The 25449-nt window shown below is 72.3% G+C and carries 25 protein-coding genes; 8 read left to right on the top strand and 17 right to left on the bottom strand.

The window, feature by feature from the left end; translation table 11 throughout:
- Positions 1-16: 16 nt before the first annotated feature.
- Positions 17-775, bottom strand: coding sequence for a TIGR00730 family Rossman fold protein (locus AB0L29_RS12885; protein ID WP_365826310.1), 759 nt, complete (start codon positions 773-775; stop codon positions 17-19).
- A gap of 103 nt (positions 776-878) precedes the next feature.
- The gene (gene dapE, locus AB0L29_RS12880) at positions 879-1958 is read right to left on the bottom strand and encodes a succinyl-diaminopimelate desuccinylase (RefSeq protein WP_365826308.1); all 1080 of its coding nucleotides are present in this window, start codon (positions 1956-1958) and stop codon (positions 879-881) included.
- Positions 1959-2039: 81 nt separating this feature from the next.
- Here dapE and AB0L29_RS12875 point away from each other — a divergent pair, with 81 nt between their 5' ends.
- Positions 2040-3023 (top strand): heavy metal transporter, encoded by a 984-nt coding sequence (locus AB0L29_RS12875; RefSeq protein ID WP_365826306.1) that lies wholly within the window; start codon positions 2040-2042, stop codon positions 3021-3023.
- A gap of 345 nt (positions 3024-3368) precedes the next feature.
- Entirely contained in the window at positions 3369-3818 is a 450-nt protein-coding gene (locus tag AB0L29_RS12870) for an ATP-binding protein (protein ID WP_365826304.1), read from the top strand.
- A gap of 115 nt (positions 3819-3933) precedes the next feature.
- On the opposite strand, the gene AB0L29_RS12865 is transcribed toward AB0L29_RS12870, so the two are convergent.
- Positions 3934-5031, bottom strand: a complete 1098-nt coding sequence (locus AB0L29_RS12865; protein ID WP_365826302.1) for a bifunctional succinyldiaminopimelate transaminase/glutamate-prephenate aminotransferase — start codon at positions 5029-5031, stop codon at positions 3934-3936.
- Between the two features lie 129 nt (positions 5032-5160).
- Positions 5161-5481, bottom strand: coding sequence for a ferredoxin (gene fdxA / locus AB0L29_RS12860; RefSeq protein WP_014674796.1), 321 nt, complete (start codon positions 5479-5481; stop codon positions 5161-5163).
- 140 nt (positions 5482-5621) lie between these two features.
- Between fdxA and AB0L29_RS12855 the strand changes: the two genes are divergently transcribed.
- Together AB0L29_RS12855 and AB0L29_RS12850 are read left to right on the top strand one after the other, a co-directional pair.
- Positions 5622-6644, top strand: a complete 1023-nt coding sequence (locus AB0L29_RS12855) for a GNAT family N-acetyltransferase (protein ID WP_365826300.1) — start codon at positions 5622-5624, stop codon at positions 6642-6644.
- 16 nt (positions 6645-6660) lie between these two features.
- Positions 6661-7530 carry a transglutaminase-like domain-containing protein gene (locus AB0L29_RS12850; RefSeq protein WP_365826298.1) on the top strand — a complete coding sequence of 290 codons (870 nt, stop codon included), beginning with the start codon at positions 6661-6663 and terminating at the stop codon, positions 7528-7530.
- A 133-nt stretch (positions 7531-7663) separates the two neighbouring features.
- On the opposite strand, the gene AB0L29_RS12845 is transcribed toward AB0L29_RS12850, so the two are convergent.
- The 6 genes from AB0L29_RS12845 to AB0L29_RS12820 all read right to left on the bottom strand — a co-directional run bounded on the left by AB0L29_RS12845 (position 7664) and on the right by AB0L29_RS12820 (position 13902).
- Positions 7664-10063 (bottom strand): hypothetical protein, encoded by a 2400-nt coding sequence (locus tag AB0L29_RS12845; protein ID WP_365826296.1) that lies wholly within the window; start codon positions 10061-10063, stop codon positions 7664-7666.
- 192 nt (positions 10064-10255) lie between these two features.
- The gene (locus AB0L29_RS12840) at positions 10256-10648 is read right to left on the bottom strand and encodes a DUF6113 family protein (RefSeq protein WP_365826384.1); all 393 of its coding nucleotides are present in this window, start codon (positions 10646-10648) and stop codon (positions 10256-10258) included.
- A 17-nt stretch (positions 10649-10665) separates the two neighbouring features.
- Positions 10666-11550, bottom strand: a complete 885-nt coding sequence (gene mshB, locus AB0L29_RS12835; protein ID WP_365826294.1) for an N-acetyl-1-D-myo-inositol-2-amino-2-deoxy-alpha-D-glucopyranoside deacetylase — start codon at positions 11548-11550, stop codon at positions 10666-10668.
- Positions 11551-11606: 56 nt separating this feature from the next.
- Positions 11607-12224: a Uma2 family endonuclease gene (locus AB0L29_RS12830; RefSeq protein ID WP_365826292.1), complete on the bottom strand. Its 618-nt coding sequence runs from the start codon at positions 12222-12224 to the stop codon at positions 11607-11609.
- Positions 12221-13195, bottom strand: a complete 975-nt coding sequence (locus AB0L29_RS12825; protein ID WP_365826290.1) for a helix-turn-helix domain-containing protein — start codon at positions 13193-13195, stop codon at positions 12221-12223. The genes AB0L29_RS12830 and AB0L29_RS12825 overlap by 4 nt, the downstream gene beginning before the upstream one ends.
- A gap of 230 nt (positions 13196-13425) precedes the next feature.
- On the bottom strand, positions 13426-13902 hold the full coding sequence (locus AB0L29_RS12820; protein WP_365826382.1) for an ATP-binding protein: 477 nt from the start codon (positions 13900-13902) through the stop codon (positions 13426-13428).
- Between the two features lie 145 nt (positions 13903-14047).
- Here AB0L29_RS12820 and AB0L29_RS12815 point away from each other — a divergent pair, with 145 nt between their 5' ends.
- The 3 genes from AB0L29_RS12815 to AB0L29_RS12805 are packed head-to-tail and all read left to right on the top strand — an operon-like array spanning position 14048 to position 15389.
- Positions 14048-14932: a helix-turn-helix transcriptional regulator gene (locus AB0L29_RS12815; RefSeq protein ID WP_365826288.1), complete on the top strand. Its 885-nt coding sequence runs from the start codon at positions 14048-14050 to the stop codon at positions 14930-14932.
- A complete protein-coding gene (locus AB0L29_RS12810) occupies positions 14929-15138 on the top strand; it encodes a DUF397 domain-containing protein (RefSeq protein WP_365826286.1) in 210 nt (69 codons plus the stop codon). Before AB0L29_RS12815 ends, AB0L29_RS12810 begins: the two co-directional genes overlap by 4 nt.
- Before the next feature lie 41 nt (positions 15139-15179).
- Positions 15180-15389, top strand: coding sequence for a DUF397 domain-containing protein (locus tag AB0L29_RS12805; protein WP_365826284.1), 210 nt, complete (start codon positions 15180-15182; stop codon positions 15387-15389).
- Positions 15390-15507: 118 nt separating this feature from the next.
- On the opposite strand, the gene AB0L29_RS12800 is transcribed toward AB0L29_RS12805, so the two are convergent.
- The gene (locus AB0L29_RS12800; protein ID WP_365826282.1) at positions 15508-15702 is read right to left on the bottom strand and encodes a hypothetical protein; all 195 of its coding nucleotides are present in this window, start codon (positions 15700-15702) and stop codon (positions 15508-15510) included.
- A 178-nt stretch (positions 15703-15880) separates the two neighbouring features.
- On the opposite strand from AB0L29_RS12800, the gene AB0L29_RS12795 reads away from it, so the two are divergent.
- Positions 15881-17998, top strand: coding sequence for a prolyl oligopeptidase family serine peptidase (locus tag AB0L29_RS12795; protein WP_365826280.1), 2118 nt, complete (start codon positions 15881-15883; stop codon positions 17996-17998).
- 221 nt (positions 17999-18219) lie between these two features.
- On the opposite strand, the gene AB0L29_RS12790 is transcribed toward AB0L29_RS12795, so the two are convergent.
- From AB0L29_RS12790 to AB0L29_RS12765, 6 genes are all read right to left on the bottom strand, one after another.
- Positions 18220-18960 carry a peptidase E gene (locus AB0L29_RS12790; RefSeq protein ID WP_365826278.1) on the bottom strand — a complete coding sequence of 247 codons (741 nt, stop codon included), beginning with the start codon at positions 18958-18960 and terminating at the stop codon, positions 18220-18222.
- Positions 18961-19090: 130 nt separating this feature from the next.
- On the bottom strand, positions 19091-20206 hold the full coding sequence (locus tag AB0L29_RS12785) for a dipeptide ABC transporter ATP-binding protein (RefSeq protein ID WP_365826276.1): 1116 nt from the start codon (positions 20204-20206) through the stop codon (positions 19091-19093).
- A gap of 10 nt (positions 20207-20216) precedes the next feature.
- Positions 20217-21278: an ABC transporter ATP-binding protein gene (locus AB0L29_RS12780; protein ID WP_365826274.1), complete on the bottom strand. Its 1062-nt coding sequence runs from the start codon at positions 21276-21278 to the stop codon at positions 20217-20219.
- Positions 21279-21288: 10 nt separating this feature from the next.
- The gene (locus AB0L29_RS12775) at positions 21289-22266 is read right to left on the bottom strand and encodes an ABC transporter permease (protein WP_365826272.1); all 978 of its coding nucleotides are present in this window, start codon (positions 22264-22266) and stop codon (positions 21289-21291) included.
- A 105-nt stretch (positions 22267-22371) separates the two neighbouring features.
- Entirely contained in the window at positions 22372-24171 is a 1800-nt protein-coding gene (locus AB0L29_RS12770) for an ABC transporter substrate-binding protein (protein ID WP_365826270.1), read from the bottom strand.
- A gap of 101 nt (positions 24172-24272) precedes the next feature.
- On the bottom strand, positions 24273-25313 hold the full coding sequence (locus AB0L29_RS12765) for an ABC transporter permease (RefSeq protein ID WP_365826268.1): 1041 nt from the start codon (positions 25311-25313) through the stop codon (positions 24273-24275).
- Between the last annotated feature and the right edge of the window lie 136 nt (positions 25314-25449).

Raw genomic sequence — 25449 nt, 5'->3', positions numbered from 1 at the left:
ATCCGGGCGACAGGCCCTAGCGGCCCGCCTCCTTCGACACCATCGCCACCGCCTCGTCCACGTCGTCCGTGACGTGGAACAGCAGCAGGTCCTGCTGCGCCGCCTTGCCCTGCGCGATCACGGTCTTCTCCAGCCAGTCGACGAGGCCGCCCCAGTACTCGGTGCCGAAGAGGACGATGGGGAAGCGGGTGACCTTCTGGGTCTGGACCAGGGTCAGGGCCTCGAAGAGCTCGTCGAGGGTGCCCAGGCCGCCGGGCAGGACGACGAAGCCCTGGGCGTACTTCACGAACATCATCTTCCGCACGAAGAAGTAGCGGAAGTTCAGGCCGATGTCGACGTAGGGGTTCAGCCCCTGCTCGAAGGGCAGTTCGATGCCGAGGCCGACCGAGATGCCGTCCGCCTCGCAGGCGCCCTTGTTGGCGGCCTCCATGGCGCCCGGGCCGCCGCCCGTGATCACCGCGAAGCCCGCCTCCACCAGGCCCCGGCCGAGCCGCACCCCGGCCTCGTACTCCGGTGAGTCCACCGGGGTGCGGGCCGAGCCGAAGACGCTGATGGCGGGCGGGAGTTCGGCCAGCGTGCCGAAGCCCTCGATGAACTCCGACTGGATGCGCAGCACGCGCCAGGGGTCGGTGTGGACCCAGTCCGTGGGGGCGCGCTCGTCCAGCAGCCGCTGGTCGGTCGTGCTCGTCTGGACCTGCCCCCGCCTGCGGAGGACCGGGCCCAGGCGCTGCTCCTGCGGCGGCTGCTTCTTCCCCCGGGGGTTGCCGGTGGCCATGTGCGCTCCCTCCGTGTGCGGGTCGTTGCGGCCCAGCGTAGATCCACGCCGGTTACGAACGAGGGACCTCAGCATGTCCGCCGTGGAGCGCCGTAAACACGGGTCACCCCGTCAGCCACGCCCTCAGGCGCTCCTCCCCCGCCAGGATCTTCGCCGCCTCCACGCGTTCGTCCCGGCGGTGCGCCAGGTGCGGGTTGCCCGGTCCGTAGTTGACCGCCGGGACGCCCAGCGCCGAGAACCGCGACACGTCCGTCCAGCCGTACTTGGGCTGCGGGGTGCCGCCCACCGCCTCGATGAACGCGGCGGCGGCGGGGTGGGACAGGCCGGGCAGGGCCGCGGCGCTGTGGTCGTCCACCACGAACTCCGCCACGCCGCAGTCCGCGAAGACCTCGCGCACGTGCGCCACGGCCTCCTGCGGCGTACGGTCCGGCGCGTAGCGGAAGTTGACCGTCACCACGCACTCGTCGGGGATGACGTTGCCCGCGACCCCGCCCGAGATCCCCACCGCGTTCAGGCCCTCCCGGTACTCCAGGCCGTCGATCACCGGGCGGCGCGGTTCGTAGGACGCCAGGCGGGCGAGGATCGGGGCCGCCGCGTGGACGGCGTTGGAGCCCATCCAGCCGCGCGCCGAGTGGGCCCGCTCGCCCCTGGTCCTCAGCAGCACCCGCAGCGTGCCCTGGCAGCCGCCCTCGACCTGGCCGTCCGTCGGTTCCAGCAGCACCGCGAAGTCGCCGTGCAGCCACTCCGGGTGCGCCTCGGCGACGTGCTTGAGGCCGTTCAGGTCGGCGGCGACCTCCTCGTTGTCGTAGAAGATGAAGGTCAGGTCCCGGTTGGGGGCGGGGACGGTGGCCGCGATGCGCAGCTGCAGCGCCACCCCCGCCTTCATGTCGCAGGTGCCGCAGCCCCACAGGACGCCGTCCTCGTCGAGGCGCGAGGGGAGGTTGTCCGCGATCGGGACCGTGTCGATGTGGCCGGCCAGGACGACCCGCTCCGCGCGGCCCAGGTCCGTGCGGGCCACGACGTTGTTGCCGTACCGGTCGACGGTCAGGTGCGGCAGCGCGCGCAGCGCGGTCTCGATCGCGTCCGCGAGCGGCTTCTCGGTGCCGCTGACGGACGGGAAGTCGACGAGCTGCGCGGTGAGCCGCGCGGCGTCCAGTGTGAGGTCAAGCGGGGTGTCGGCCATGCCGTCGACCCTAACGCGCCCGCCCGCGCCCGCTGTCCACACCCGGCACGGGCCCGCCGTACTCTCCAGTACCTTGTACGCGTGCCAGAGCCGTCCCCCACTCCCCAGCGTCACGGCCGCCTCCTGCGTATCGCGGCGGCCTTCGTGGTCCTGCTCGCGGTCGCCGGCTACCTCGCGGTGCAGTACGTCACCGGAGGCACGGGCGCCCCGGGCTGCAAGGTCGTCTCCGGGAGGAGCGACGGAGCGACGTACGAGTTCACGCCCGAGCAGGCGGTCAACGCGGCGACGATCAGCGCCGTGGGCACCGCGCGCGGCCTGCCCGAGCGGGCCGTGACCATCGCGCTGGCGACCGCCCTGCAGGAGTCGGGCCTGCGCAACATCGACTACGGCGACCGGGACTCGCTGGGCCTGTTCCAGCAGCGGCCCTCGCAGGGCTGGGGCAGCCCGAAGCAGATCATGGACCCGGTCTACGCGGCGGAGAAGTTCTACGAGCACCTGGCCGAGGTCCCCGGCTACACCCGGCTGCCCCTCACCGTGGCCGCGCAACGCGTGCAGCGCAGCGGCTTCCCGCAGGCCTACGCCAAGCACGAGCCGGACGCGACGCTGCTCGCCGCCGCCCTCACCGGGCGGTCGGCGGCCGCGCTGACCTGCGAGGGGCGTCCGGCCGCGACCCGGGCGGCGGGCCCGGACGCGGTGCGCGCCGCGCTGCTGCGGGACTTCGGGCGCGAGGTGCTGGAGCCCGCCGGCATGGCGGTGAACGGCGGGGCGGCGGCCACGCCGTCGCCCTCCGCGAGCGGCCGGGAGGAGTCCGGCGGCCGGACCGTGACGCTGCCCGTCACCGCCGACGGCGGCTCCGCCGCCGGGCGCGGCCCCGGGCAGCGCGGCTGGCAGCTGGCGCACTGGGCCGTGGCCAACGCCTCCGAGCTGCACATCGAACGCGTCTCGTACGCGGGGCGGGTGTGGACGGCCGGGAACACCGACAGCCGGTGGCGTCCGGTCGAGGGCGGGGGTGCCGCGGGGCCGGAACGGGGCGCGGGCGCGGTCCGCATCGTGACCGCGCAGTAGTACGGGGACTCACCCGGGCGAGGTACGCGGGCCACCTGCCGGCGACGGTGTGCGAGGGTTTCGCTCGGTCACCCCGAAACGGTGAAATCCCATGGGGACAAAGGGCTGTAAGGTTTCGGCGGACTTTCGCACCGGGCCCTTTTTGCCCGCTTTCACCCGCAGCCGATAATGCGATGCATTGCCAACTCTTTACCTTGCGCCGCCGCAACCTTCGCGGGCTTCGAGCGGTAGTCACTGCGTCCGAGTCCGGACGATCAACCGCCCTCGGCCGGCACCCGGCCGGCCAACGGGACGGTCGGCCGCCGGGCCGGGCACTCCACCGTTCTCTCCCGTCGAAGGAGCACCATGTCCCTCCCCCTGACCCGCCGGATCGCCCGTGCCGCGCTGCTCGTCGCTGCGGGAGCGGCCGCCGGGGTCGGTGCGGCCGGTTCCGCCAGCGCGGCTCCCGGGCTGCCGGCCACCCCGAACCTCGGCGGGCTGACCGCCCCGGACGGGGCGGCCGCCGCCGACACGGTCGACGGCGCGGCCCGGAACGTCACCGAGACGGCGGGCGAAACCGGCGGCAAGGCGGTCGAGAAGGCGGTGCCGGCCGCGGGCAGGACCGGCGGCCAGGCGGTCAAGAGGACCACGCCCGTCGCGCAGAAGACGGCCGGTGACACGGCCGGTTCCGCCGGTGAGGTCCTCGGCGACACCGCCGGTACGGCGACCGGAGGCGGCCTGCCGACCGACTCCGTCACCCGGGGCGGGGTGCCGTCGGCCGACTCGCTGCCGGCCAAGGGCCTGCCGCTGAGCTGACGCCGGTCGCCGCCGACCGCCGGCAGGGCGACGGGGCTCAGGGTCTTCCCTGGGCCCCGTCGCCCTTCGTGTGCGCGGACCGGCCGGGGCGCGAGCGGTGTCGGCCCGGCGCCGGTCAGCCGCCCAGCCTCTCCACCGCCGCCCGGACCCGCTCGTCCGTCGCCGTCAGGGCCACCCGCACGAACCGCTCCCCCGCCGGGCCGTAGAAGTCGCCCGGGGCCACGAGGATGCCCCGCTCGGCCAGGTGGGCCACGGTGGACCAGCAGGGCTCGTCGCGGGTGGCCCAGAGGTAGAGGCCGGCCTCGCTGTGCTCGATGCGGAAGCCGTGGTCCAGCAGCGCCGAGCGCAGGGCCTGCCGGCGGGCCGCGTAGCGCTCCCGCTGCTCGCGGACGTGGGTGTCGTCGTTGAGGGCCGCCACGACCGCCGCCTGGGTCGGCGCCGCCGTCATCATGCCGCCGTGCTTGCGGATCTCCAGGAGGGGGCCGAGGACGGCCGGGTCACCGGCGAGGAAGGCGGCGCGGTAGCCCGCCAGGTTCGAGCGCTTGGAAAGGGAGTGGACGGCGACCAGGCCGTCGTACGAACCGCCGTTGACGTCCGGGTGCAGGACCGAGACCGGGTCGGCCTCCCAGCCCAGTTCGAGGTAGCACTCGTCGGAGAGGACCAGCACGCCGTGCTGCCGGGCCCAGGCGACGATCCGGGTCAGTTCCCGCTTCGACAGGACCTTGCCGGTCGGGTTCGACGGCGAGTTCAGCCACAGCAGCTTCAGGCCGGCCGGGTCCAGTTCGGTCGGGTCGTCGTAGACCTCGTGGTCCGCGCGCGCCAGGCGGGCGCCGACCTCGTACGTCGGGTAGGCCAGGCGGGGGTAGGCGACCTTGTCGCCGGGGCCGAGGCCGAGCTGGGTCGGGAGCCAGGCGACCAGCTCCTTGGAGCCGACGACCGGCAGGACGTGGCGGTGGGTGACGTCCCGGGCGCCGAGGCGGCGCCGGACCCAGCCGGTGATCGCGTCGCGCAGCTCCGGGGTGCCCCAGACCGTCGGGTAGCCCGGGGAGTCGGCCGCGGCGACCAGTGCCTTCTGGATCAGCTCGGGGACCGGGTCGACGGGGGTGCCGACGGACAGGTCGACGATGCCGCCCGGGTGCGCGGCGGCCGTCTTCTTGTGGGGCTCCAGCCTGTCCCAGGGGAAGGCGGGCAGCCGGTCGGAGACTGCGGACACGGGTACTGGCTCACTTTCTGGTACGGCAAACGCCTCGGTCCCGTGCGGCGATCGTGGCGATCGTGGCGATCCGACCGTGATCAGGCCGTACGGGACCGAGGCGGCGCGGTGTGCGGGCCGCTTACGGGGTCACTCGCCCTGCGGCGGCAGCGCGGCGACGAACGGGTGGTCGCGCTCGATCAGCCCCAGCTTGCTGGCGCCGCCGGGCGAGCCGAGCTCGTCGAAGAACTCGACGTTCGCCTTGTAGTAGTCCTTCCACTCCTCCGGCACGTCGTCCTCGTAGAAGATGGCCTCGACCGGGCAGACCGGTTCGCAGGCTCCGCAGTCGACGCATTCGTCCGGGTGGATGTACAAGGACCGCTGGCCCTCGTAGATGCAGTCGACCGGGCACTCCTCGATGCACGCCTTGTCCTTGACGTCGACACAAGGCTGCGCGATGACGTAGGTCACGCTGTCGTTCCTCCTCGATAGGGCGCTGGCGGGCCTCCTCAGGCTCCGCCGCCTGGCGCGCGGGAGCGCGGCGTCGTCGATGCCCGCCCCTAGTATCTCCGTTCCTGGGCATGATCCGAACAGGAGGGGTGAACTGACCTGTGGAAATCTCTGCCGCCGGGCGTCTGGAGGTCCGCATCACCGCTGCTGACGTGGGCAAACGGGTCTCGGTACGGAGTCTGACCGACCCCGGGACCCCGGGTGGGAAGTTCACCGATACGGTCGGAGTTCTCACATCATGGGACAAGGGTGTGCTGCTGATCACACGCAGGGGCGGTGAGAGCGTCCGCGTCGCGGAGTCCGCGCTGGTCGCGGGCAAGGTCGTGCCGTCCGCCCCGGCGCGGCGACGCGGCCCGGCGGCCTCCTACGAGGAGCTGGCCCGGATCGCCGCGCGGGCCTGGCGGCCGGTGGAGAGCGAGCGGCTGGGCGGGTGGGAGCTGCGCGCCGCCGCGGGCTTCACCCGCCGGGCCAACTCCGTGCTGCCGCTCGGCGACCCCGGGCTGCCGCTCGACGAGGCGCTGGCCGCCGTACGGCGCTGGTACGGCGACCGGGGCCTGCCCGCCTACCTCCAGACCGCCACCGGGGCGGAGGGCACGCAGGAGCTGCTGTGCGCGGAGCTGGAGCGGCGCGGGTGGGAGCGGGAGGTGACCGCCGAGCTGTGGGTCGGGGAGCTGGCGCCCGTCGCCGACCGGGGCGAGCCGGACGCGGTCGTGCTGTCCCGGACGGCGGACGAGGCGTGGCTGGGGCGGTACCGGCGCAAGGGTGTCGGCGAGGTGGCGCTGAAGGTGCTGGGCAGCGGTCCGTCGGTGTGGTTCGCGACCGTGCCCGGCCCGGACGCTCCGGCGGCGATCGGGCGGTGTGTCGTCGACGGGCGGTGGGCCGGGTTCGCCGCCGTCGAGGTGGACCCTGCGGTGCGGCGGCGGGGGCTGGCCACCGCCGTGATGGCCGCGCTGGCCCGCCGGGCCCTCGACGAGGGCGCGTCGGCCGGGTGGCTCCAGGTCGAGACGGACAACGCGGCGGCGCGGGACCTGTACGCCCGCCTGGGCTTCGCGGCGCACCACGCGTACCACCACTACCGTGCCCCGGCGGACGCCGGGCCCGGCCCGTCGCACGGACCGGCGTGAGAGGCACGGACCGGCCATGAATCCTCCCCGTCCTCCCCGTGCCCCCTTTCCCCCGCCGCCCGGGCGGTCCGCCGAGCTGCGGCGGCGGTTCGCCGAGGAGGCCCGGTCCGAGCGGCCCGACCTGTCTGTGCTGTGCCTGCTGGTGGGCGCCCAGGCGGACGGACAACTGGACGAGGCGGGCCTGGACGCCGCGCAGGTCGAGCTGGACCGGCTGGCCGGGCAGCTGCCCTACCGCCCGGGCGGGCCGCACGCCTGGGCGGTGGCGCTGCGGGAGCTGCTGGGCGGGCGGTACGGCTTCCACGGCACCCCGGCCGACTACCGGCGCCTGGAGTCGTCCTTGCTGCACCACGTCCTGCGGCGGCGGAGGGGTCTGCCGATCCTGCTGTCCGTGGTGTGGATGGAGGTGGCCCGGCGGGCCGGCGCGCCGGTGTACGGGGTGGCTCTGCCGGGGCACTTCGTGGTCGGGTTCGGCTCGGCGCGGGAGCAGGTGCTGGCCGATCCGTTCGACGGGGGCCGGGTCCTGACGGGGGCCGACGCCGAGCTGCTGGTGGTGGGGACGACGGGGGCGCCCCTGGACGACTCGATGCTGACGCCGGCCGATCCGCTGGACGTCGTGCTGCGGGTCCTGAACAACATCCGGGCGTGGGCGGCGGCCCGGCCCGAGCGGTCCGACGTGGCGCTGTGGGCGGTCGAGCTGTCGCTGCTGCTGCCGTCGCATCCGGCGCGGCTGCGCCACGAGCGGGCGCAGCTGCTGGTGCAGCGGGGGGACTTCCTGGCCGGGGCCGCCGAACTGGAGTCGTACGCCGAGGTGGTGGCGGCGGTGGACGAGAGCGCGGCCGAGCGGGTGCGGGGGGAGGCGCGGGCGGCCCGCGCCATGCTGAACTGAGGCCGGCCCCGGCCGTCCGCCCGGCCCCTGTACCGTCCGGCACCCGTGCCGCCCGGGGGGGGATCCCGCCGGGACCTGCCCGGGGCCCCCGCCCGCTGCCGGCGGGGGCTCCGTCCGCCCGGGGGGCCTCGGGTCAGCTCGGGTTGGTGTCGATGACTCCGACGCGCTCCGCCGGCGTCTTGCCGCGCAGGGCCTTGCGCAGCGCGGCGACGACGTCCTGCGGCAGGACGCCGCGCTTCCCGGTGGCGGTCTCTATCTGCACGCCGTCGAAGGTGCTGCCGTACGCCTCCTTGAGCGCCTCCAGGTCGTACGTCTCCACGAGCTTGCCGTCGACGGCCTTGACGCCGAGGATCTTCGGCAGTGACACGGGGCCGAACGGGATGCTGTGCGCCGCGTCGGTCCGGATGGTGACGAGGCCGGACATCGCGGGCTCCGCGAACTCCTTCATCATGCGGTCGACCTCGGAGTTCGGGACGGTCGGCTGCCGGGTCGCCGTCGGCACGGCCACCGGCGCGGACGAGCCGGTCTCGACCTGGGTGCGGTACGCCTCCTCGACCGCCTCGGTCGACTTGTCGACGTCGATGCCCTTGCCGGCCTTGCCGTAGACGGGGACGGCCTTGCCGTCCCGGAACTGGATCGTGCCCTCGACGACCGAGCCGGAGCCGCCGGCGGCGTCCCGCAGGGCGGCGTGCAGCTTCTCCTCGTCGACGGGCATGACCGGGTCGACGACCCGGTGGTTGCCGAAGAGCGAGCCGATCACCGACACCGGGTTGTAGTCGCTCTTGGCGGCCGCGCCGACCGTGGACTGCATGTCGAACTGGAGCCCCGCCTGGTCCGGCTCGAGCGTGACGGTCCTGCCGTCCACCGACAGCTTCAGCGGCTTGTCGACCCGGTCGTCGAAGGCGTCGTTGAGCTTCTTGACGGCCTCGTCGCGGGTGCCGCCGATGTCGACGCCGAGCACGGTGGTGCCCTTGGGCACGTCGGAGTGGTTCATCAGCAGGCCGGCGCCGTAGACGGCCCCGGCCAGGACGACCACGCCGCCGCCGAGCAGCACGAGCTTGCTGCGCCCCTTCTTCTTCGGCGGCTTCGAGGAGCCCGCCGGGGACGGCGAGGGCGCGGACGGCGCCGGGGGCGAGGCGCCGTCGCCGGGCGCGCCCGGACCGAACGGCGCGTGCGCGCCGGGCGGGACGACCGGGATGCCGCTGGTGACGGTGTCCCCGGAGACGTTGTCGTGGCGCGGGCCGTAGCCCGGGCCGTCCGGTTCGGGGGCCTGCTTCTGCGGGGTGAGGACCGCGGTGTCGTCGCTCATCCCGCCGGGGCCGTGACCGGCCGCGGCGGGTCCGGCGGCACCGTGGCCGGCTCCGGGACCGCCGAAGGGGTCCGCGCCGGGCGCGCCGGGGCCGCCGAGGGCTCCCGGGCCACCGGGACGGCCGGACGCGCCGGGACCGCCCGGGACACCCTGGCCACCGGGACGGCCGGGCTCGGCGAAACCTCCGGGTCCACCGGGTCCGCCGGGGCCACCGGGGCCCCCGGCCCCACCGCCCATCGGCGGCATCGCCGGTCCGTCCCCCGTGACCGGGCCCGTCGTCGGTCCGGCCGGGCCCTGCGGGCCGCCGGGGCCGGTGGGCCCGGCGTATCCGCCGGGGCCGCCCTGGCCACCCCGTCCAGCCGGGCCGTCCGGTCCGTCCTGCCCGTTCTCCGCGAAGTAGGGCAGGTCGTCGCGGCGCGGCTCGGCGCCGCCGGTGGACGGGCGGGAGCCGTTGCCCCGCGGGCCCGCCGCCAGCGCCTCGGTCACGTCGAAGGAGCCGGTGCCGCCGCCGTGCCCGGGCGCCACGGGGCCGCCGGTCGCGCCGGGGAGCCCGGTGCCGTTCGTGCCGCCGGGGCGCGAGGAGCCGGGTCCGGCTCCGTTCGCACCGCCGGGCCGGGAGCCGCCCGGCATGTTCATGGAACCGACCACGCCTCCGGGGCGCCCGGCGCCCGGCCGGGCGCCACCGGCCGCGCCCGGCGCACCCGCGCCGGTACCGCCGCCGGCGGCGCCCGGCCCGGTCGCGCCCGAACCGCCGGACGGTCCGGTCCCGTTGGTGGATCCGCCGCCCTGACCGCCCTTGCCGGCCGGGGACTTGCGGGGCGCGAACCAGTCGCTGGTCGACTTGTCCTCCGCCGGCGGGGCGGACTGCGCGGACCGGGCCGACTGGGCGGACGGGGCCGACTGCGCGGGCTCGGCGGGAGGTTCGACGGAGCCCGTGGACGGGGCGGTGCCCGGCGCCGGCGCCTCGGCCTCGGTGCCGCCCGCGCCCTCGGCGTCCGCGACGGGCTTGCGCACCACGACCGGCGGGATCGGCCGCGATCCGGGGATGTTGATCCGGATCCGCGTCGTCAGTGTGGTCTCGGTCTTGCGTTCCTCCGGTCGCGTGCCCGCGACCGTACCGTCGCCGGAAGCCGTCGGGGTGCCGTAGGGCGGCGTGCCCGACGGGTAGGCGGCTCCGCCGCGCCCGTTGGGCCCGGAGGACGGAGTGTCAGTTTCACGACTCAAGGCAGGTTCTCCCGGTTGGCTCCGCCGCCCGTCACGACCTCACGGTGGGGGTCCCCCCAGCTCGGGCGGAGCCGAGGGCTTGGGGAGGCTCGGCGGCGCGCACCACGATACTGGCCACTTCTCACCCGTATCCCACGACCGCCGGGAAACCCACACCGGACCCGCCCGTGCATGCTGGGGCGAAGTGGTACGTCACTTGCCAAGTCGGCCGGAGCCGCCGTCGGGTTGCCGTGCCGGGGCAAACGTGGCACACATCACAGCGACGGCGATGCCGCCGAGCAGGAAGAGGTAGGAGCCGCCGCTCGCGGCGAAGACGAAGTCGCCCTCGGGGCGGCTGGCGGTGAGCAGGATGACGGCGAGCATCCAGCCGACGGCGGACGCGACGGCCCCGGCCCGGCCGCGGGTGGCGCGCGCCGCGCCCAGGCAGAGCCCGGCCTCGCCCGCCAGGGCGAGCAGCAGCCCGCCCGGGAACCATCCGGGCTGCACCAGCGCCCCGGCCGCCCCCACCACGGCGCCGAGCACGAACAGCCCCAGGTGGGCGGCGGCCCGTCCGGCGGAGGGCGGTCGCAGCGGCTGGGCGAGCATCGGGCTCCGGTCGCCGCTCACGACGCCTCCCCCGTGCCGCCGCCGATGCCGAGGCCGAGGCCGGCGAACAGGTCGGTCTCCCGCACGCCGGAGCCGCGCTCCCCGCGCACCAACTCGTAGTACTCCGTGGTGAAGACCGGCTGCGCGAGTTCGTTGGAGAGCGCGAAGTAGGGTGCGGCGACCGTGATCTGGGTGGCGTGCGCGCGCATCGCGGCGGTCTTGGCGGCGGCGTGGACGGTGCCGTCGATCTCGGTGGTGATCCGCTCGTCGTCGACGACGCCCGGGACGTCGTCGATCGTCGCCGCCTCGGCGAAGGGCAGGCCGGGCAGGTCCTGCCGGAGGCGGGCGAAGGACCGCTCGGCGACGGACCGGGGGACCCGGTTCCAGTAGATCTTGGCGATGCCGCAGCCGGCCTCGTCGGCGAGCTCGGCGGCGCGCATGGCGACGCGGTGGGCCTGGATGTGGTCGGGGTGGCCGTAGCCGCCGTCGTCGTCGTAGGTGACGAGGACCTGGGGGCGCACCTCGCGGATCACCTCCAGGAGCCGGGCGGCGGCCTCGTCGACGTCGGCCTGCCAGAAGCAGGCGGGGTCGTCGTTGTCGGCCAGGCCCATCATCCCGGAGTCCGCGTAGCACCCGGCGCCGCCGAGCAGGCGGTGGTCCTCGACGCCGAGCGCGCGCATCGCGGCGGCGAGCTCGCCCAGGCGGTGCTGCCCCAGGGCGGCGCCGGTCAGGTGGGCGAGTTCGGGCGGGATGACCTCGCCGCGCTCACCGAGGGTGCAGGTGACCAGCGTCACATGGGCACCCTCGGCCGCGTAGCGGGCCATGGTGGCGCCGTTGTTGATCGACTCGTCGTCCGGGTGCGCGTGCACCAGCAGCAGGCGCCTGGCTGGCAGTTCCGTCATGGCCCCAGCCTATGAGGCGCCGGGCCGCCGCTCGTCGCGGTCCCCGGGCCGAGCCCTCAGGACCCGGCCTCCTCCTCGTCGCCGTCCTGGTAGAGCGGCAGACCGCTCGTCGGAATGGTCCACTCGCCGATGGTGACGTCCTCGCCGTAGACGAAGTCCTTGCGGGTGGCGTACCGCGGTCCGTCGGGCGTGGGGTGGATGTCGGTGAGAACCGCGCCGGTGCCGGTGCGGGGGTCGAAGATCGCGTAGACGGGGATGCCGAGCAGCGGGTAGTCGCGCATCTTGCCCACCCAGTCGTTGCGCGGGTTGGACCGGGAGACGACCTCGATGGCGGCGATGAGCGTACGAGCGTCGATGGACCCTTCGACGTCCATGTCTTCTTCGGCGATCACCATGATGTCGGGGCGGCGCATGACGCCCTCGGGTTCGTTCTCCACGTCGGGCGCGCCCGTGTGGGCCACGATCTCCTCCGGCATCACCTGCTCCAGGCGCTTGCGGAGCCGCGCCACGGTCAGCTCGTGCCGGCCGTCGGGCGACCGCATGTCGTGGACGATCCCCTCCTTGGTGATCTCGAATCCGCCCGGCAGCGTGTCGTCCATGGACCGGACGAAGTCGCGCATGGCCCGGTACCGGCGGGAGACCCCCGGACGCGCGTCGCCGGACGCGGTGGTCATGGTGCCCGCTCCTCGCCGTCCGGGGCAGGAGCGGGGATCGTCACGTTCACGTCAGGTGCCTCCTGGAAGTCGGTGCGGCAGTCGCGGCAGCGGGTTCCGGGGTCGGGCGAGCGGAAGGCGCGGTCGCAGCCGTCGCAGTTCCGCAGGGGATGCCGTACGGGCGGGGCGTCGGCGGGTGCCCGGAACGGGGGCGGGGGCGGAAGCCGGTCGGCGAGACGGTGGGCCAGGAGGGCCGCGGGGCGGCATACGCCCTCGGGGGGCAGGCCGGTGGTCAGGGCGCGGCGCACGGCGGCGGGGGCGACGTCCCGCTCCAGCCAGGCGGCGACGCCGGGGGCCAGGTGGGCCGTGTCGCAGGCGGAGAGGAGCAGCCGGGAGTCGTGGCGGTGGAGGTCCGCGAGGAGGCCGGTGGCGGCCTGGAGGAGCGCGGGGGCGGGGTACGCGGGGCTCGGCACGGCGGGGAGCGGCTTGCGGGGCGCTCGTTGCCCACGCGTCCCGCGTGACGCGCCCTCCGCGCACGCCTCCTGCCGCCGTGGCGCCTGCGCGGCCCGGGTCTCCGGGCGGCCGGGGGCCTCGGGGCGGTGGCGGGCCGCCGCCGGCTGGTTGCAGGAGATCGTGCGGGTGACGATGCGGCCGGTGGGCGTGCGGTGGCGTTCGCGGCGCAGGTAGCCGTGGGCCTCCAGCTCGCGCAGGGCGGCGGCGATGCGGGTGGCTCCCTCGGGGAACCGGGCGGCGAGGGTCTTGATGTCGGCCGGGGCGCCCTTGGGCAGCGACTGGAGGTGCACGCCGAGCCCGATGGCGAGGAGCGAGAGCTCCCGGTGCTGGGCCAGGTGGTTGCCGACCACCGTGAAGCGGGTGGTGTGGCGGGTGTTGTCGTGCAGGAGCCCGCCGCCGTGGTGGCCCCGGTTCGGGTGCTTGTTGCCCGCGATACGGGCCTGGGCGTGCGGGGGCACGCTAGGGTTCTGAGTACCCATCGGGAAGCTTCCTCTTCCTCGGTGGTCAGGCCCTCGCACTGGGATTGCCCGTCCCGGCGGGGGCCGTCTCATGTCTGCGGTTGTCGTGGTGGTGCGTTGCGCTGAGCGTCGGGCCTCGGAGGCCGGGAAATCCAACCGGGCCGGGGATGTTCACCCGCCCGAGTGAGCGTGGGCCGCGGGCGGGAGGGGTGGGGTTTGGCGGGGTGCTTTCCCCCGGCGTTCTTTGTCTTTCAGTCGTCGGCGGCACCGGAACCCGTGGGTGCGGGTTCCGGTGGTGTGAGGCTCAGTTCGGCCCAGACGGTCTTGTGCGGGAAGCGCCCCTCGGCGACTCCCCAGCGGTCGGCGAGCGCGTCCACGAGGAGCAGTCCACGGCCCGACTCGGCAACGGCTGCGGGCTCCCGGAGCACGGGGCGCCGGTCACCGCGTGTATCGGTGACCTCGATGCGGAGCGTGCCGCCGACCACGTGGAGCGTCAGACGGAAACTGCGGCCCGGGACGCGGCCGTGGGTGGCCGCGTTGGCCGCCAGTTCGGCGACGACGTGGCTCGCCGCCTCGTCCGGGAGCCCCCACTCCCGCAGCGCGTCCACCGCGAGCAGGCGGGCGAGGCGGGCACCGCGCGGGGTGGACGACAGCAGCAGGCTGAAGTGGCGGACCGCGCCGCCGGGTTGGGTCCTGGTCTCGGCAATTTCCTGATTCACGTCACTCAGCGTGGCCGACCGAACGTACCGTGGGGAGTAATCGCGATGTTGCGTAGGGTGACCGTCCAGGGCTTGTCCGGTGCTGTCCGGGCTGTCGACGCGACTCCTGCGCGCAGGGCGTGACGGTACGGAGCGGCACTACGGAGGGGCGCGCATGTCGGTGAACGGTGAGGCGGTGCGGGTCGGGACCGGGACGGAGCAGACCGACGAGCCGGGCTGGGAGGTGGACCCGGACGACGACTGGGCGCTCGCCGTGGTGGCCACCGTGGGACGGCAGTTGAGGCTCCGCCGGGAGGCGGCGGGGATGCGGGTCGGCGAGTTCGCGGTGGCGGTCGGGTACGGCGAGGACCTCGTCTACAAGATCGAGAGCGGCAAGCGGATCCCCCGGCCCGAGTACCTGGACACGGCGGACGAGGTGCTGGGCGCCGGGGGCCTCGTCGCGGCGATGAAGGAGGACGTGAAGAAGGTCCGGTACCCGAAGAAGGTGCGGGATCTGGCGCAGATGGAGGCGCGGGCCGTCGAAATCGGGGTCTATGAGTGCAGCAGCATCGCTGGCCTGCTGCAGACGCCTGATTACGCACGCTCCTTGTTCGAAGTGCGCCAACCTCCTTACTCAGCCGAGGAGGTGGAACGCCTGGTGGCAGCTCGCATGGCACGGCTGTCAGTTTTCGATCGCTCACCAGCCCCTTCCCTCAGTTTCGTCCTGGAGGAGGCAACCCTTCGCCGCCGCGTTGGGGGCACAATGGTGCAGAAGCAGCAATTCGAACGCTTGCTGGAAGTGGGGCGGCTGAACAATGTCTCACTCCAGGTCATGCCGATGGACAGCGTCGCCCACCCAGGCATGAGCGGCAGGATCGAGTTGCTGAAGTTCGAGGACGGAACAGCGGTAGGGCGTTCAGACGGCGCGTTCAACGGCCGCCCAGCCTCTGATCCGAGGCAACTGCGCATCCTTGAGCTGCGATATGGCACGATCCGGGCGCAGGCTCTTCCGCCCGGGGAGACACTGGCCCTCATCGAGCGACTGCTGGGAGAAACATGATCTGCAAAGCCTCCGCCAGGGACACCTCCGACCTGGCGTGGTTCAAGAGCAGTTACAGCAGCGGCCCAGAAGGCGACTCCTGCGTCGAGGTCGCCACCGAACCCGGCACCGTCCACGTCCGCGACTCGAAGAACACCGAAGGCCCCCGACTGGCCTTCACCCCCGCCGCATGGGCCGGCTTCGTGCCGTACGCGGTCGAGGACTGACCCGGCGGCATGCCGAGGATTGAAGAACTGCTGGGGGAGACATGAGCCGCAAGACCTCGTTCGGAGACGCCTCCGACCTGGCGTGGTTCAAGAGCAGCTACAGCAGCGGCGCGGAGACTGACTCCTGCGTCGAGGTCGCCACCGAACCCGGCACCGTCCACGTCCGCGACTCGAAGAACACCGAAGGCCCCCGACTGGCCTTCACCCCCGCCGCGTGGTCCGGCTTCGTGCCGTACGCGGTCGAGGGCTGACCCGGTCCGCCGGGCTTACCCGGCCCGATCCGGGGAAGCCGGACGACGAGGACGTGCGAGGCGCGGCTTCGGCCGGGTCCGGGGACTTGCCCCGGGACCCGGCCGGAGGGCGCGCTGCTCAGAAGTTGATGCTGCCGATCATTCCCGCAATGTTCGTCGTCAGCTCGTTGATCGTCGGAGCGACGGTCGAAGAGGCGAGGTAGAAGCCGAGCAACATGCACACGATGGCGTGCCCGGCTTTCAGTCCCGACTTCTTGATGAGCAAGAAGACGATGATCGCCAGCAGCACCACCGCCGAAATCGAGAGTGCCACGGCGGCTCACCTCCAAAGATCCCAGGGACGCGGGGGGGTCGGACGATGGGGGCAGGTAAATCTGTACGACAGTTAGCAGGGTCATACCCACTATGCGCTATTGATCATAACTATCCGTACGCGCGCATCGATCGGCGCACGGCCGCACAAGGGGGCGCATGGCCAATATGGTCGGGGGATGACGACCGAGATCGACTCCTTCCCCCGACGGCACGCCCGCACCCAGCGCTTCACCCTCGGCGCGCCGCGTTCGTTCACCGTGGCGCCCGACGGTTCGCGTGTCGTGTTCCTGCGCTCCGGCTCCGGTACGGACCGGGCGAGTTCGCTGTGGGTCCTCGACGCGCAGGAGGGCGGGGAGCGCGTGGCGGCCGACCCCCGCGCCCTCCTGGGCGGCGCCTCGGAGCACCTCCCGCCCGAGGAGCGGGCACGGCGCGAACGCAGCCGCGAGGGCGGTGCCGGGATCGTCGGCTACGCCACCGACGCGGCCGTCGAGTTGGCGTCTTTCGCCTTGTCAGGGCGGCTTTTCACGGCCGAGCTGCGGGTCGGGACGGCCGGGGAACTCCCCGTCCCCGGGCCGGTGATCGACCCGCGCCCGTCCCCCGACGGCCGGCGGGTCGCCTACGTCGCGCAGGGCGCACTGCGGGTGGTCGGCGCCGAGGGGGAGGGCGACCGGGCGCTCGCCGAACCGGAGGCGCCGGAGGTCTCCTACGGGCTGGCCGAGTTCGTCGCGGCCGAGGAGATGGGGCGTTCGCGGGGCTTCTGGTGGGCTCCGGAGTCGGACCGGCTGCTCGTGGCGCGCGTGGACGACACGCCGGTGCGCCGCTGGTGGATCTCCGATCCGGCGCATCCGGACCGCGAGCCGCAGCGGGTGGCGTATCCGGTGGCGGGCACCGGCAACGCGGACGTCCGGCTCTTCGTGATCGGTCTGGACGGGGTGCGCACGGAGGTCGTCTGGGACCGGGAGCGGTACCCCTATCTGGCGCATGTGCACTGGTCAGCGGCGGGTGCGCCGCTGCTGCTCGTCCAGGCGCGCGATCAGCGCAGCCAGTTGTTCCTGGCGGTGGACCCCGACTCCGGGAAGACCCGGATGGTGCACGCCGACGAGAGCAGAACATGGCTTGATCTTTTCCCCGGGGTGCCCCGCTGGAGCCCCTCCGGCCGACTCGTGCGGGTGGCGGACGAGGGCGGCGCGCGGGTCCTGGCGGTCGGGGACCGCCCGCTGACGGGAGCGCAGCTGCACATCCGGGCGGTGCTGGACGTCTCGGACGACGACGTGCTGGTCTCGGCCTCGGCGGGCGAGGAGGCGGACGAGCCGGAGACGGGCCAGGTCCACGTGTACCGGGTGAACGAGCTCGGCGTGGAGCGCGTGTCGCAGGAGCCCGGCGTGCACTCGGCGGTGCGGGCCGGGGGCGTGACCGTCCTGGTCTCCGCCACGCCGGACCGGCCGGGGACGAGGGCGCAGGTGCTGCGGGACGGACAGCCGGTGGCGATCGTCCCCTCGTACGCCGAAGACCCCGGTATGTCCCCGCGTGTGACGCTTGTTCAGGGGGGCGCACGCCGCATCCCGTGCGCCGTGCTTATGCCTCGGGACTACGCCGGTGACACACCTCTGCCGGTCCTCATGGACCCCTACGGCGGTCCGCACGGCCCGCGCGTGCTGGCCGCGCACAACGCCCACCTGACCTCGCAGTGGTTCGCCGACCAGGGCTTCGCGGTGGTCGTCGCCGACGGCCGCGGCACCCCCGGCCGCTCCCCCGCCTGGGAGAAGGCGATCCACCACGACTTCACCGTGTCGCTGGACGACCAGATCGAGGCTCTGCACGACCTCGCCGGGACCCACCCGCTCGACCTGACCCGGGTGGCGATCCGCGGCTGGTCGTACGGCGGCTGGCTGGCCGCGCTCGCGGTGCTGCGCCGCCCGGACGTCTTCCACGCGGGCATCGCGGGGGCCCCGGTCACCGACTGGCGCCTGTACGACACCCACTACACGGAGCGGTACCTGGGCGACCCCGCCGAGCATCCGGAGGCGTACGCCAGGAGCTCCCTGGTCACGGACGAGGGCCTGTCCTCCCCCGCCGAGCCGCACCGCCCGCTGATGATCGTGCACGGCCTGGCCGACGACAACGTGGTCGTCGCGCACTCCCTGCGCCTGTCCTCGGCCCTGCTGGCCGCCGGCCGCCCGCACGAGGTGCTGCCGCTGTCGGGCGTGACGCACATGACCCCGCAGGAACAGGTCGCGGAGAACCTGCTGCTGCTCCAGGTGGACTTCCTGAAGCGCTCGCTGGGGCTCGGGTGAGGAAGCGGGTACGGCCACAGGCCGGGGCGACATGGCCGCCCCGGCCTGTTCACGGCACCCGCACGGCCGTACGCTGTCCAGCCTGACGCGTCCGTATATCGGAGCCGGGTCGGTGAAGTTGCCTGTGTGTTAACGCGGTTGGCGCGCGTACGGGCGACTGTGCCGCCCCCTCCGGCGGCGCCGACCCCCGCACGGGCCGCGCGACCGCGGGCCGTGAGGCCTCAGTACCGGACGGCGGGCAGCCTGCGGGGCTCGACGCGCTCCTCCACCACGCCGTCGCCCTCGCGCCTGACCAGGTAGGCGCCCTTGCCCGGCGTCTCCGTCACCGCTTCCACCAGTTCGGTCCCGCGGTAGACCAGGCCGACCCCGTCGTCCGTGCAGTGCGCCGTCGGCAGGGTGCCGTCCGCCACCAGCCGGTGGGTCAGCGGCCGGCGTCCCTCGTCCACGTCGTAGTGCACCCCGTTGCCGTACGGCAGGAAGCCCAGCGCGTCGGTCAGCGGACGCAGCCGGGGCCCGAACGAGTCGGTCGCGCCGCCCCGGAACCAGCACAGGGAGCCCGCGCTGACCCCGCTCAGCACCACGCCGGCCCGCCAGGCGCGGCGCAGGACGCGGTCCAGGCCGTGGACGCGCCACACGGCCAGCAGGTTGGCCACCGAGCCGCCCATGACCCAGACGACGTCCTGTTCGAGCACCGCGCCCTCGATGTCGGCCACGTTGGGCATCGGGAACAGGTGCAGGGGCGTCAGGTCGAACCCGGCGACCCGCGCCGCCTCCGTCATCCGGGCCGTGAAGTGCTCGGCGTCGCCGATCGCGGTGCCGATGTACATGACGCGCGGGCGCCGGCCGTGGGCTCCGGAGAGGTCGACGGCGTGGTGCACCAGGGCGTCGAACACCACCCGGGTGCGTCCTCCGGCGCGGTGGCCGCCCGAGGTGGCGAGGATGGTCGGTTCCGGTGCCGTCATGCTCATGATCGTATCGGCCGCGACCGCGTCCGCGTCCGCCGGCGCGTACGGCGACGGCCCGTGCCGCTCGTACGCGTCACGGGCCGTCGCTCCTCGCGCCGGTGCCCCGGGGGGCGGTCCGGGCGGGCGGTCAGCTCTCGGTGTCCTTCTCCAGGGCCACCAGCGCCGGGTCGAGCACGACGTCCTCGTCGCGGGCCTGGACGGTCGGCTCCTCCGGGAAGTGGCAGGCCGTCAGGTGGCCCTCGCGGTTGCCGGAGATCCGGACCAGCGGCGGCTCCTCGGCGGCGCACTTGTCCTGCGCCTTCCAGCAGCGGGTGCGGAAGCGGCAGCCGGACGGCGGCGAGATCGGCGAGGGGACGTCGCCGGCGAGGCGGATCCGCTCCCTGTCCTCGGTCCCGTCCTCCACCGCGACCTCGGGCACCGCGGAGAGCAGGGCGTGGGTGTAGGGGTGGCGGGGCCGGTTGTAGATCGAGTCCCGGTCGCCGACCTCGACCACCTTGCCGAGGTACATGACCGCCACGCGCTGCGAGAAGTGCCGTACGACCGCGAGGTCGTGGGCGATGAAGAGGAAGGCGATGCCCATCTCCTCCTGGACCTTCTGCAGCAGGTTCACCACCTGCGCCTGGATCGAGACGTCCAGCGCGGAGACCGGCTCGTCCGCCACGATCAGCTTCGGGTTCAGGGCCAGCGCCCGGGCCACGCCGATGCGCTGGCGCTGGCCGCCGGAGAACTCGTGCGGGAAGCGGTTGTAGTGCTCGGGGCTGAGGCCGACCAGCTCCAGCAGCTCGCGCGCCTTCTTCTCCCGGCCGCCCTGCGGGTTGATCCCGTTGACCTCCATCGGCGACTTGATGATGGTGCCGACGGTCTGGCGCGGGTTCAGCGAGGAGTACGGGTCCTGGAAGATCATCTGGATCTCGGACCGCACCGGCGCGAGCTGCTTGCGCGAGGCGTGGGTGATGTCGCGGTCCCGGTAGGTGATCCGGCCCCCGGTCGGCTCCAGCAGGCGCGTGATGAGCCGGCCGGTGGTCGACTTGCCGCAGCCGGACTCGCCGACCAGGCCGACGCTCTCGCCGACGCCGACGGTCAGGTCGATGCCGTCCACCGCCTGCACGGCGCCGACCTTGCGCTTGATGGGGAAGCCACCGTAGATCGGGAAGTGCTTGGTCAGGCCCTCGACCTTCAGGAGCGGCTCGGTCGAGGCGCCGGTGGAGCCCTGCTGTGCGGAGAGGGTGAGGTTGTCGCTCATGTCTCGGTTCCTAGCGCAGCCGGGGCTGGATCTTGTCGATGAAGATGGTCTGCTTCTGTTCCGCCGTCAGATGGCACGCGGAGGCACGCCCCTCGCCGAGCGGCGGCCGTTCCTCGCGGCACCGGTCGCCCGGCACCTCGCCGCTGAAGGCGCAGCGCGGGTGGAAGGGGCAGCCCGAGGGCGGGTCCAGCAGGCTGGGCGGGGAGCCGGGGATCGGCGTGAGCGCCTGGCTGGTGTCGCCGCCGAGGCGCGGCATCGAGCTCAGCAGCCCCCAGGTGTAGGGGTGCCGGGGGGCGCGCAGCACCTCGCGGACGCTGCCGCGCTCCACGGCCCGGCCCGAGTACATCACCAGCAGGTCGTCGGCCATGTCGGAGATGACGCCGAGGTCGTGGGTGATGAAGATGATCGCGGAGCCGAACTCCTGCTGGAGGTCCTTGAGCAGGTCGAGGATCTGCGCCTGGACGGTCACGTCCAGGGCGGTGGTCGGCTCGTCCGCGATCAGCAGGTCGGGGTCGCAGACCAGGGCCATGGCGATCATGGCGCGCTGGCGCATACCGCCGGAGAACTGGTGCGGGTAGTCGTCCACCCGCGTCCTGGGCTGCGGGATGCCGACCTTGGTCAGCATCTCGATCGCCCGCTCCCGCGCCTCCTTCTTGGAGGCTCCGGTGTGCTTCATGAACGGCTCGGCGATCTGCCGGCCCACCGTGTAGTACGGCGAGAGCGCCGTCAGCGGGTCCTGGAAGATCATCGCGACCTTGTTGCCGCGGAGCTTCTCCATCTCCTTCTCGGGGGCGGTGACCAGCTCCTGGCCGTCCAGGACGATCTCGCCCTCGACCGTGGTGGTCTTGGGGTTGTGCAGGCCGAGGACGGTCAGGTTGGTCACGGACTTGCCGGAGCCCGACTCGCCCACGATGCCCAGGGTCTTGCCGCGCTCGACGTCGAAGGAAAGCCCGTCGACCGCCTTGACGATGCCGCCCTCGGTGGAGAACCGCACCCGCAGGTCGCGGACCGAGAGGAAGGCCTCCGGCCCGGTCGGGGCCTTCTCGCCTTCGGTCCTGGTCAGTGTGGTCACGGTATTTCTCCTAGCTCAGGCGCACGCGCGGGTCGATGTAGGCGTAGGCGAGGTCCACCACGATGTTCAGGAGCAGGATGAAGAAGGCTCCGAACAGCATGACGCCCATCGTCAGCGGCAGGTCCTTGGTGAGCGAGGACTGCACCGCGAGACGGCCGATCCCGGCCAGGTCGAAGGTGAACTCCGTGACGACCGCGCCCGACAGCAGTGAGCTGAGGTCCATGCCGATGATGGTGACGATCGGGATGAGCGAGCCGCGCCAGGCGTAGCGGAAGAAGACGTAGCGCTGCCGCATGCCCTTGGCGCGCGCGGTGCGCACGTGCTCCTCCGACAGCTGCTCGATCATGGTCGAGCGGGCCATACGCGTGTACTGGGCGGTGAAGATGGTCGCCATCACGGCCCAGGGGATCAGCAGGCCGACGAACCAGGCGGCCGGGTTCTCGGTGAACGGGACGTACTTCGGGTTCTCCATCCAGCCGGTGTTGTAGACCAGGATGCCGAGCACGATCGGGCCGAGGAAGTAGATCTGGAACGAGCTGAGCACCATGGAGGCGCCGCTGACCGCCTTGTCGACGGCCGTGCCGCGCTTCCAGGCGGCGAGCAGGCCCGAGCCGAGGCCGAGCAGCAGGAAGATGATCAGGCCGCCGACGGTCAGCGACAGGGTCAGCGGGAAGCGGTCCATGATGGAGTCCCACACGAACTCGCCGCTGCTGAAGGAGACACCCAGGCAGGGGGCGGAGCAGTGCCCCTGGGGGAAGTCCCGCCCGGCCACGATGCCGGTCATGAACTCCCAGAACTGCACGGTGATGGGCTTGTCGAGGCCGAGGTTCTCTCTGATGACCGCGATGTTCTCAGGGGAGCAGTTCTTGCCGCAGGACAGCTCGGCGAAGTCCTGGGGGATCGTATAGAACAGGAAAAACGTGAAGGCGCCGATCAGGAACATGATGACGACGGCGCCGATCAGCCTGCGGATGAGGAACTGAAGCATGGCGGGTGGATGCTCTCTTCGAAACGCGGCGGTTTGACGGGGGGTACCGTCCGCGGGGGTGCGCTCCGCCTGGCGCACACCCCCGCGGATCAGCCGAGCTGACGGTTACGGCTGCTTCACGAACAGGTCGTTGATGTCGATGTAGCTCGACTCGGTGCTGTACCGCGCACCGCCGATGTTCGATCCGAAGAGCTGGATCTGCTTCGAGTAGTAGACCGGGGCGGCCGGGTTGATCTCCTCCACGATGCGGTGGTGGGCCTGCTCCCAGGTCTTGGCGGCCTCCTCGGGCTGCTGGGTCAGCGCCTTCTGGATCAGCTCGTTGACCTTCGGGTCGTCGATGTGCGAGTAGTTCGACGAGCCGTCCTGGACCTGCGTGCCGTCGTAGACGGGGGTGATGACCGTGCCCGGCGACGGCCAGTCCTGGCCCCAGCCGGTCATGTACAGGTCGTAGGGGTTCTTCAGCTTGCCGACCTGCTCGTAGAAGCTGGCGCGGTCGATCTCCTTGGCCTGGACGTTGAAGCCGATCTTCCTCAGCGCGTCCTTGATGATGACCATCTGGGCCTGGCCGCGCGGGGTGTTGGCGTAGGCGTAGCTGAGCTTCGTGCCCTCCTTGACACCCGCCTCCTTCAGCAGCTCCTTGGCCTTGTCGAGGTCGCCGTTGGGCTTCTTCAGCTTGCCGAACGGGTCGTACTTCGCGTCGAAGCCCGGCAGGGTCGGCGCGAGCAGACCGCCGGCCACCTCACCGCCGTAGCGGCCGCCGTCGGCCTGGACCATGGACTGGTTCGGGATCGCGTAGGTGATCGCGTCGCGGACCTTCTTGTCCTTCATCCGGTCGAGGTTGAAGGTGAGCTGCCACACGTAGGGCTGGTAGCCCTGGATGGTGCGCTTCTTGGTCGCCGGCTTGGTGATGACCGTGGACATCTGCGCCGGGTCCACCGAGTCGGTGAACTGGATGGCGTTCTTCGCCTCGCCCTGGTCGGCGATCAGACGCTTGGTCTGGCTGGCCTGGTCGATGGTGGAGGAGAAGTTGTAGCCGTCGACGTACTGGTGGCGCACCGGGTCGGTCTTCGGGTCCCACTGGTCGTTCTTGACCAGCTTCATGGACTTGCCCGACTTGTACTCGGCGATCTTGTACGGGCCGAGGGCCGCGGGGGCCTTGTCGTACTTCTCCTTGGTGTCCTGCTTCTCGGGCACGATGGAGTAGCCGGCCATGGCCAGGGCCTGCGGGAGGTCCGGCTGGGGCTGCTTGAAGTGGAAGACGACCGTCTTCTCGTCCGGGGTCTCCAGCACGGAGTCCGGCAGGTGCTTGCCCTTGTACGGGCCGTCCGGCAGCGCCTTGCGGTAGTCGGCGCCCGACAGCCAGGTCTGGACGTAGGTCGGGCCGTCGAAGATGACCTTCGAGTACATCCGCTCGATGGTGTGGCGGACGTCGGCCGAGGTGATCTCGTTGCCGTCCTCGTCCTTGATGCCGTCCTTGAGGGTGTACGTCCAGGTCTTGTTGCCGTCGGACGCCTTGCCGGAGTCGGTGGCGATGTCACCGACGACCGTGAGGTTGCCCTTGTCGTCCTCCTGGAAGTTCGTCAGACCGCGGTGGATCAGGTTGGAGAACTGGCCCGCGTCGCTGACGTAGATCTGACCCGGGTCCATGTGGCTCAGGTCCGACTGCATGTACACGTTGATGGTGCCACCGGACTTCGCCCCGGGCACCTCCTGGGCCGGGCCCTGGGAAGCCGTGGCGTCACCGTAGGCGACAGGCTTCGACTGCGCGGCGGCGTCCTTCTGGGACGTGGAGTTGTCCTTGCCGTTGCCCTTGCCGCTGTTGTCGGAGCAGCCTGTCAGCGCCAGCGAGCCGGCCGCGACGGCGACGGCGATGGCACGCGCGGTGCGCATTCTGTTGGGCTTCATGATGCCGATGCACCTACCTGTCGATAGTTGTCCACGAGTGCTGCCTGACGGTCCGGGGAACCCGGCACGGGGGTGGCAGCCCCCCCACCACCAAAGGACGGTTAGCGCCCGGTCTTGGGGTCGAATGCGTCCCGGACGGAGTCTCCGAGAAGGTTGAAGGAGAGCACGAAGATCACCAGCGCCACGCCCGGGAAGACCATGAACATCGGGTCCTGCTCGTAGACCTCGGAGCCGATGGCGAACATGCGGCCCCAGTCCGGGGTGGGCTCGACGAAGCCGACACCGACGTACGAGAGGAAGGCGATGGTCAGGATCGTGCTGGGCAGGATGTAGGTGCTCTGCACCAGGATCGGCGTGACGATGTTCGGCAGGATCTCCTTGCGCACGATGCGCCAGGGGGAGGCACCGGACACCTTCGCCGCCTCCACGAACTCCCGCTCCCGCAGTGAGAGCACCGAGCTGCGCACCAGACGGGACAGGCCCATCCAGCCGAGGACCCACATCACCAGGATGATGGCCACGGCCCGCAGGTAGGTCGGCGTCTCGTCCTGCGGGGAGACGAACAGCGCGGTCACGACGGGCATGAAGGCGATGAAGAACAGCTGGCTGGGGAAGGCCAGGAAGAAGTCGGTCGTCCGGCCCAGCCAGTAGTCGACCCTGCCGCCGAAGTAGCCGCCGACCATGCCGATGATCACACCGGTGACGACGCTGAGGAGCGTGACCAGCAGGGCCATGTACAGCGAGGTGCGCATGCCGTACAGCAGCATGGTGAACACGTCACGCCCCAGCTTGGGCTCGACCCCGAACCAGAACTCCCCGGACATGCCGCCGAAGGAACCGGTGGGCATCGCGAAGTCGTCCAGCAGGAAGGGGTAATCCGGCTCCTGCGCGTACAGCGTGTACGGGTCCTTGCCGTACAGCTTGGAGATGACCGGAGCGAGCGCGGCGACGACGAAGAAGAAAATCACCACACACGCGGAGACGACTCCGGTACGGTCTCGCTTGAACCGTTGCCACATCAACTGCCCGGGGGAACGACCCTCAGGCTGCTTATCGCCCTGGGCGACCTCGGCGGCCGTCTCGAGCTCGGGCTCCAAGGCGACCGTGGACCCTGAGCCCTCAGCCTTGGCTGGACTGGTCATGTGTGTTCTTCCCCCGGGGGGTTGGAGAGCTGTGCACAGCACAGTTACCGGCAGGTTCTGTGGTTTGGGGGAACTTTCGCCAAGGGTGTCAACGCGCGTCAAGGGCGGAAGACATAGGGATCTCCCTACCGTCCAT

It is taken from the genome of Streptomyces sp. NPDC052701 (genome assembly GCF_040678355.1).
Classification (GTDB): domain Bacteria; phylum Actinomycetota; class Actinomycetes; order Streptomycetales; family Streptomycetaceae; genus Streptomyces.
The sequence above is the reverse complement of the archived record's forward strand: the minus strand, read 5'-3'. Positions and strand labels throughout refer to the sequence as shown.

Coding starts and splice junctions, on each gene's coding strand:
- AB0L29_RS12805 (WP_365826284.1), top strand. CDS start 15,180: ATGAGCCGCAAGACCTCGTTCGGAGACGCCTCCGACCTGGCGTGGTTC.
- mshB (WP_365826294.1), bottom strand. CDS start 11,550: ATGACGGAACTGCCAGCCAGGCGCCTGCTGCTGGTGCACGCGCACCCG.
- AB0L29_RS12840 (WP_365826384.1), bottom strand. CDS start 10,648: ATGCTCGCCCAGCCGCTGCGACCGCCCTCCGCCGGACGGGCCGCCGCC.
- dapE (WP_365826308.1), bottom strand. CDS start 1,958: ATGGCCGACACCCCGCTTGACCTCACACTGGACGCCGCGCGGCTCACC.
- AB0L29_RS12870 (WP_365826304.1), top strand. CDS start 3,369: ATGTCCCTCCCCCTGACCCGCCGGATCGCCCGTGCCGCGCTGCTCGTC.
- AB0L29_RS12775 (WP_365826272.1), bottom strand. CDS start 22,266: ATGCTTCAGTTCCTCATCCGCAGGCTGATCGGCGCCGTCGTCATCATG.
- AB0L29_RS12790 (WP_365826278.1), bottom strand. CDS start 18,960: ATGACGGCACCGGAACCGACCATCCTCGCCACCTCGGGCGGCCACCGC.
- AB0L29_RS12795 (WP_365826280.1), top strand. CDS start 15,881: ATGACGACCGAGATCGACTCCTTCCCCCGACGGCACGCCCGCACCCAG.
- AB0L29_RS12825 (WP_365826290.1), bottom strand. CDS start 13,195: ATGGGTACTCAGAACCCTAGCGTGCCCCCGCACGCCCAGGCCCGTATC.
- AB0L29_RS12770 (WP_365826270.1), bottom strand. CDS start 24,171: ATGAAGCCCAACAGAATGCGCACCGCGCGTGCCATCGCCGTCGCCGTC.
- AB0L29_RS12785 (WP_365826276.1), bottom strand. CDS start 20,206: ATGAGCGACAACCTCACCCTCTCCGCACAGCAGGGCTCCACCGGCGCC.
- AB0L29_RS12885 (WP_365826310.1), bottom strand. CDS start 775: ATGGCCACCGGCAACCCCCGGGGGAAGAAGCAGCCGCCGCAGGAGCAG.
- AB0L29_RS12810 (WP_365826286.1), top strand. CDS start 14,929: ATGATCTGCAAAGCCTCCGCCAGGGACACCTCCGACCTGGCGTGGTTC.
- AB0L29_RS12765 (WP_365826268.1), bottom strand. CDS start 25,313: ATGACCAGTCCAGCCAAGGCTGAGGGCTCAGGGTCCACGGTCGCCTTG.
- AB0L29_RS12850 (WP_365826298.1), top strand. CDS start 6,661: ATGAATCCTCCCCGTCCTCCCCGTGCCCCCTTTCCCCCGCCGCCCGGG.
- AB0L29_RS12815 (WP_365826288.1), top strand. CDS start 14,048: ATGTCGGTGAACGGTGAGGCGGTGCGGGTCGGGACCGGGACGGAGCAG.
- AB0L29_RS12830 (WP_365826292.1), bottom strand. CDS start 12,224: ATGACCACCGCGTCCGGCGACGCGCGTCCGGGGGTCTCCCGCCGGTAC.